This window comes from Kitasatospora sp. NPDC005751 (assembly GCF_040630835.1).
In the GTDB taxonomy this organism is placed as follows: domain Bacteria; phylum Actinomycetota; class Actinomycetes; order Streptomycetales; family Streptomycetaceae; genus Kitasatospora.
Genome location: NZ_JBEXYC010000123.1, coordinates 1 through 5,485 on the forward strand (window position 1 = coordinate 1; position 5,485 = coordinate 5,485).

At 72.5% G+C, this 5,485-nt stretch carries 6 protein-coding genes and 2 pseudogenes; 5 read left to right on the forward strand and 3 right to left on the reverse strand.

Going from position 1 to position 5,485, the window contains the following annotated elements:
* Positions 1 to 72: 72 nt before the first annotated feature.
* The gene (locus ABZ497_RS36335; RefSeq protein ID WP_359812310.1) at positions 73 to 627 is read right to left on the reverse strand and encodes a hypothetical protein; all 555 of its coding nucleotides are present in this window, start codon (positions 625 to 627) and stop codon (positions 73 to 75) included.
* A 678-nt stretch (positions 628 to 1,305) separates the two neighbouring features.
* The gene (locus ABZ497_RS36340; protein ID WP_359812313.1) at positions 1,306 to 2,562 is read right to left on the reverse strand and encodes a serine hydrolase domain-containing protein; all 1,257 of its coding nucleotides are present in this window, start codon (positions 2,560 to 2,562) and stop codon (positions 1,306 to 1,308) included.
* A 331-nt stretch (positions 2,563 to 2,893) separates the two neighbouring features.
* On the opposite strand from ABZ497_RS36340, the gene ABZ497_RS36345 reads away from it, so the two are divergent.
* Entirely contained in the window at positions 2,894 to 3,271 is a 378-nt protein-coding gene (locus ABZ497_RS36345) for a nuclear transport factor 2 family protein (protein WP_359812319.1), read from the forward strand.
* Between the two features lie 55 nt (positions 3,272 to 3,326).
* Here ABZ497_RS36345 and ABZ497_RS36350 read toward each other — a convergent pair.
* A pseudogene (locus tag ABZ497_RS36350) lies at positions 3,327 to 3,584 on the reverse strand (IS630 family transposase); the annotation flags it as partial.
* Between the two features lie 73 nt (positions 3,585 to 3,657).
* Between ABZ497_RS36350 and ABZ497_RS36355 the strand changes: the two are divergent.
* From ABZ497_RS36355 to ABZ497_RS36370, 4 genes and pseudogenes are all read left to right on the forward strand, one after another.
* Entirely contained in the window at positions 3,658 to 4,029 is a 372-nt protein-coding gene (locus tag ABZ497_RS36355; RefSeq protein ID WP_359812322.1) for a hypothetical protein, read from the forward strand.
* Between the two features lie 330 nt (positions 4,030 to 4,359).
* Positions 4,360 to 4,467 (forward strand): annotated as a pseudogene (locus tag ABZ497_RS36360) (transcriptional regulator); the annotation flags it as partial.
* Between the two features lie 308 nt (positions 4,468 to 4,775).
* The gene (locus ABZ497_RS36365) at positions 4,776 to 5,093 is read left to right on the forward strand and encodes a hypothetical protein (protein WP_359812325.1); all 318 of its coding nucleotides are present in this window, start codon (positions 4,776 to 4,778) and stop codon (positions 5,091 to 5,093) included.
* A complete protein-coding gene (locus ABZ497_RS36370) occupies positions 5,090 to 5,356 on the forward strand; it encodes a DUF4235 domain-containing protein (RefSeq protein ID WP_329485119.1) in 267 nt (88 codons plus the stop codon). The genes ABZ497_RS36365 and ABZ497_RS36370 overlap by 4 nt, the downstream gene beginning before the upstream one ends.
* The last annotated feature ends 129 nt before the right edge of the window (positions 5,357 to 5,485 follow it).

The following is a 5,485-nucleotide window of genomic DNA, read 5'->3' on the forward strand; positions in this document are numbered from 1 at the left end:
AGACGACACGACACCCCGTCTCTGCCACCGAGGCACCGGCACTATGCCTGACCAGCGGAAACGCACCCGTCACTATCGGAAAGACAACGGCTTCTGAAGGCAACCCGTGGGCGCGGTGAGCGATTTGGGCTCGACGGTCTGCTGCGCGCCGGTGGCCGCGTCGACCACCGTGACCTTGTCGGTCACCGAGTCCAGCAGCAGCTTGCCGCCACCGCCGTCGAGCACCTCGTGCCGGCCACCGCTCGGCATCGGGATCTCCAGGTGCTGGGCGGGGACGGCGTCCTGGCCCGAACCTTCGGCGGCGAAGACGTCGATCGAGTAGATCTGCTGGGCCTTGGTCAGCGCGTCCCCGCCGGACTTGCCGGTGGACCAGAGCACCGCGAACTCCTTGCCCCCGGCGGACACCACCATCAGCTTGGGCGCGTACGCCTCGCCGAGGCCCTTGACCGGCTTGCTCACCCACCGGACCTTCCCGGTGCCGGCCTCCCGCGCGGTGAGCACATACGTCTGGTCCGTGCCGGACAGCGTGACCACCAGCCCGGCCTTCGGCAACACCGCGTAGCTCACAGCCTGCTGGGCCGTCAGCTGCCAGCGCGCGGTGTTCCCGTACGCCGCCGGGACCCTCATCGCGAGGGTGGGGGCATCCGACGGAGCCGACGGAGCACCGTTCCCGGCCGGCGTCGTCGAGGCCGCTCCCGCAGCCGCCCCCGCACTCGCGCCGTCACCAGTCCCACCACTTCCGCCGCTCCCGCACGCCGTGAGCACCCCCGCCGCCAGTAGAACGCCCGCCACCCTGGTGATCCGCACCCGAAATCCTCCTCCCCCGAAGGGGAACGCGGACCAGCGCGCTCCCCCGGTCAAGCCGTTCTGGTCGCGACACGGTACCAACGCGGCGGACCTTCGTGCCCGGTTTTCCCGCCGCTCCTGTGACAGTCCGTCAACAAAGCGGCCCCGTACTCCGCGGCCGTCCCGGGGCCCGGCGGGTCGCCGCCGCGCCGCACCCGGGTCGCAGCCCGGAGGCTGCGCGGGAGGGGTGCGGTGCGGGGTCGGGTGCGGTGCCGCCGGGGCAGCACCGCACTGGCTATCCGGACGAGGGGAACGGGAGCCGAGGGCGGTCCTCACCGCGGACCCGGCCCCGGGACAGCGACCGCGGTGATGTGGCGATCACCTCGCAGGCGCACACCATCCGGTCGAAGGCCAGGCAGGTGCCACGTCCGGATCCGGGCCGCCGCCCCGTCCTCCTCGTCAAGGCGGGGGCCAATCCCCCGGGAGTCGGTACGAAGGGGGACCGCGCTGCCCGTCGGTCTACCGGCAGAGGGCCGCGTCCACGTCGGCGGCGATGCGCGGCTTGGCCTCGACGGCGGGCACGGTGGTGACCGCGATGTTGGCGGCGCGGCCGTCCTCGGTGACGCCACCGCGGGTCACATAGCCGGGGAGGGTGCCGCCGTGGCCCCAGTAGACGCCGCCGCACGTCAGCTGGAAGCTAGCCAGACCCAGCCCGTAGCGGGCCCCCTGGCCGAGGTACTCGTCCACCGGGACGGTCGTGCGCATCTGCGCGAGCAGCTCCGGGGCGAGCAGGCCGCCGCCGATCAGCGTCGTGTAGAACCGGTTCAGATCGGTGTTCGTGGACACCAGCGCCCCCGCGGCCCATCCCCAGGACATGTCCTGCCGCGTCACGTCGGTGAGCGGGCCGTCGGGTGTCAGCCGGTCGTAGCCCTCGGGGTGCGCCTCGTGCACCGTGGTGTCCCCGGGGGCGGGGAAGTAGGTGTGCCGCAGACCGATCCGGTCGATGACGCGGTGGGTGATCTCCTCACCCACCGGCCGGCCTGTGATCCTCTGGATGATCATCCCGGCGACCAGGTACCCGGTGTTGCTGTACTTCCAGCCGTCGCCAGGGGTGAAGTCGGACTTGTTGGCGAGCGCGAGGTCGAGGAGGTCGCGGGGCTCGTGGTAGCGGTCCAGCCGGTCGCCCTCCAGGTATTCCGTGTAGTTGGGCAGACCCGAGGTGTGCTGGAGGAGCTGACGGACGGTGATGTTCCGTCCGTCGATGCCGTCCCCGCGCAGCAGGCCGGGCAGGTAGGTGTCGACGAAGGCGTCGAGCCCCACCCTGCCCTCGCCGACCAATTGCAGCACGACCACCGAGGTGAAGGCCTTGGTGTTGCTGCCGACCCGCACCTGGCCGTCCACCGGCACCTTCGCCCCGGTGGTCAGGTCACCGACTCCGGCCGTGTACCGGCGGGTCCGGCCGTCCCGGCCGGTGACGGTGGCCAGCGCGGCCGGCGCCTTGAAGTCCCTCACCAGGGCCTCCAACCCCTGCTGGACGCCGTCCGGCCGACGCGAGCCGGACGCGGCGTCACCGACGGTCGCCGAGTCGGCGGCGAAGGTGGCGGAAGCCCCGGAGCCCGGAGACGCCGTGGCGGCCGGGGACGCCGTGGCGGAGGCCGGCACGCCGATCGCCAGCGTGCCGAGCGTCAGTGCGCCGGCGATGACGGCCACCGCTGTCCGGGCCCGCCCGCCGAGTCGGAGACGGAGGCGGAACCGGGGCGACACACACTCGTTCACGAAGGAACTCCTGTCGATGGAGGGTTCCCGGGGCCTCCCGGGTGACTTCCAGCGAACCACCCACCGCCCATGAGGGTCGTCCGCGCACAGGACGAGACCACCCCCTCGCCACTGCACCCCCGGGATGACACATCCAGGACCCCGGTCCCACCCACCCGTCATCCCGGAGCCCCACGCTCGCGCCCCGAGCGGCTTCCGCTTCCCTCTGCTCCCCCACCGTTGCGGTGGACCGCTTCGTCGCAGCGCTAGGTGCTGTGACCGGGATGGTCCACCGTGATCGGAAGGCGGCTCGCGGGGTGAGCGCACGCGCCATGGCTGGTATTACTGGGGCATGCAGGAAGAGGCGGCACGCTCCGCGATCGACACGTTCATCTCCGCGTTCAACACCTCGGACGACAGCTATGTGACTGCCCTGCTCTCCCGGGCGCTGACCTCAGACGTGGTCTTCTGGGGACCGCTGGGTCGCAGCGAAGGAATCGCGGCAGTCGAGCGGTTCGTGCTGGACATCCGACGCCACCCGGCGGGGAGCGGCACGATGGTGCGCTGCTCAGCGGTGGACATGCCTGACGAGTGGGCCCGGTACCAGTGGGTCTTCACCACGCCGGATGGAGGCCCCCGCCTGGCGGGAACGGACGTCGTCCATCTACGGCGGGGCCTCATCGACCAGTTCATCGTCTTTGCGGGGGAGATCGAGCCGTCCGCCTCCTGAGTCGTCCTTCTGTCGCTGTCACCCCGGGACGCCGGGGGCTGCGGTTCGCGGTCGCTCAGGCCGCGGTGCTGAGGGGGCGTCCGCCCCGGCGGATGCCCTTCTCACTGCGGACACGCGCACGCTCGCGGCGCTGGGCGGCGAGGACGTCGGGCAGGTTGTCCAGGATGATGTGGATCGGGGCGCCGTCGGGTCGGGCCGCGCGGATCGACTTCAGCGCGGTCAGGATGTTCGCGGCGCCCTTCCTGCGGCGGTTGACGCCCCAGAGGGTGTCGTCGCCGACGGAGTAGCAGCCGTGGAAGTGCCGGACGCCGTGGTGCCCCGAACCCCTGGCCGTCGGCCGCGCGCCGTGAGATCGTCCGCAGGTGACCGACACCGCTGCTGGGGCAATGACCTCGGAACGCCCGGACGACCGCGTTGCGTCCGCGCTCCGCTTCTCGACGGAACTCGTCGCATGGGTGGCCACCCCCTGGGCGCTGGCCGACTACTCGTGGCTGCTTGCCACCCTCTCCGTCGTGGCCCTGATCGGCCTACCGACGTTGTTCTCCACCCCGGGGGACAAAGCCAACGTGGTCGTCGCGGTGCCGGGTTGGGCCACGATCCTGCTGGTACTGCTCCAGCTCGCGGCGGCGGTGGTCTCCTCGTGGCTGGCCTGGCCCGCCTGGGTGGCGGCCCTCGTGACCGCACTGGCCGCCGCCACCCTCTTCACGGAGCGTCGACGCTGGCGGTGGCTGGTCTCCGCGCACCGACGCGCAGGCTGAGGCCGCCCTTTGCCCGCTGCGGAGTTGACCCGGTCCGGGGCCGCCGCGGGGTCCGCGACATCCGCGCCGACGCCCCGCTCCCCCGGCCAGCGTGCCGAAACCCTCCGGCCCGGCCAGGGACGGTCCCAGGCTCGAAGAACCGCAAGCCAGCGCCCCGCCATGACGTCGGCGAGACCGATGAGAGCGAACCCACGCCCAAGCGCGCCTGGCCCGCTCGAGGTCGAAGGTCAAGCTGGGATCGCCTCTCACCACTGCCCATGATCCGGTCCAGAACGGCGGTCGGGCTACCGCCCCCGCGCCGCCGGCGGCACACTCCACGTCACGCCAACGCCGCAGCCAGGCACGCCAGTTCGCGGTTCGACCGCTCACCTCCCCCTGATGGCCGCACTCGACCTGTTCGGGCGGCGGTGGAGCCTGCGCATCCTCTGGGAGCTGAGCGGCGGCCCCGAGCGGGCACTGCGCAAGGCGCTGGAGAAGCAGGGCGTTGTCGCGGGGCAGCCACGGCGCGGCGGCGAAACCGCCTGCTTCGGACATACCTCGTCACCGATACCCCGTCATCCCACGACCCCGTTTCCACCCGGACGGGATCACCTGGGCCGCTCGCGCCGAACAAAGGCGGATGCGCGGCGCGTTCGGGGGTAGCCGGGGTTGTACCGGCCCAGCCGCGCCTGCGGAGGACTCGGCCGTACATCGGACGCCGACGGGCGGGCCACGCACCCGGCCCTCGCCGACGAAAGGGGACAGCTGTGAAGAACCCGGCACAGGAGACCGTCGCGCACGCCGCCGAGGCGGTTCGCGACACGGTCACCAAAACCGCCCGGACCATGCGTGACCACGCCCCGAAGGATGTCCTGGACCGCGCCGGAAACCTGGCGGCCCAGGCCCGTGGTACGGCGGCGCATGCCGGGCGTGTCGCGGCGGACCACACCCCGGCGCAGGTCCGCTCGAAGGCGGGCCGGGCCGTGGGCGCCGCCCGCGCCAACCGGTCGCCGCTGCTGGCGGCCGCCGCGGCAGCCGTCCTCGCGGCGGTCCTGCTCCGCAGCCTGCTCGGACGGCGCCGGTGAAGGCCGCCAAGATCGCCTACAGGCCGGTCGGCCTGCTGCTGGGCGCGTCCGCCGGCCTCCTGGCCGGCGCCCTCTTCAAGCAGACCTGGAAGGTCCTGGGCCACGACGACGACGCGCCGAACGCGACCGACGAGCACCGTACCTGGCTGGAGATACTCGTCGCGGCCGCCCTCCAGGGCGCGATCTTCGGCACCGTGAAGGCCGCCGTCGAACGGGGCGGCGCGGCCGCCACCCACCGCCTGACGGGCACCTGGCCCGCCTGAACCACGGCATTTTCGAGCTGGAACAGCGCCCCCGGCTCCGGTTCGCGCTCGCCGAGGTGATGAACCCGGTGGCCTGCAAGGTCGGTCCCACCATGGCGGTCGATGACCTGCTGGCCCTGTGCGAGCGGC

Bases quoted from the DNA above. Each gene is read 5' to 3' on its own strand.
- ABZ497_RS36335 (WP_359812310.1), bottom strand. From the start codon at position 627: ATGAGGGTCCCGGCGGCGTACGGGAACACCGCGCGCTGGCAGCTGACG.
- ABZ497_RS36345 (WP_359812319.1), top strand. From the start codon at position 2,894: ATGCAGGAAGAGGCGGCACGCTCCGCGATCGACACGTTCATCTCCGCG.
- ABZ497_RS36355 (WP_359812322.1), top strand. From the start codon at position 3,658: ATGACCTCGGAACGCCCGGACGACCGCGTTGCGTCCGCGCTCCGCTTC.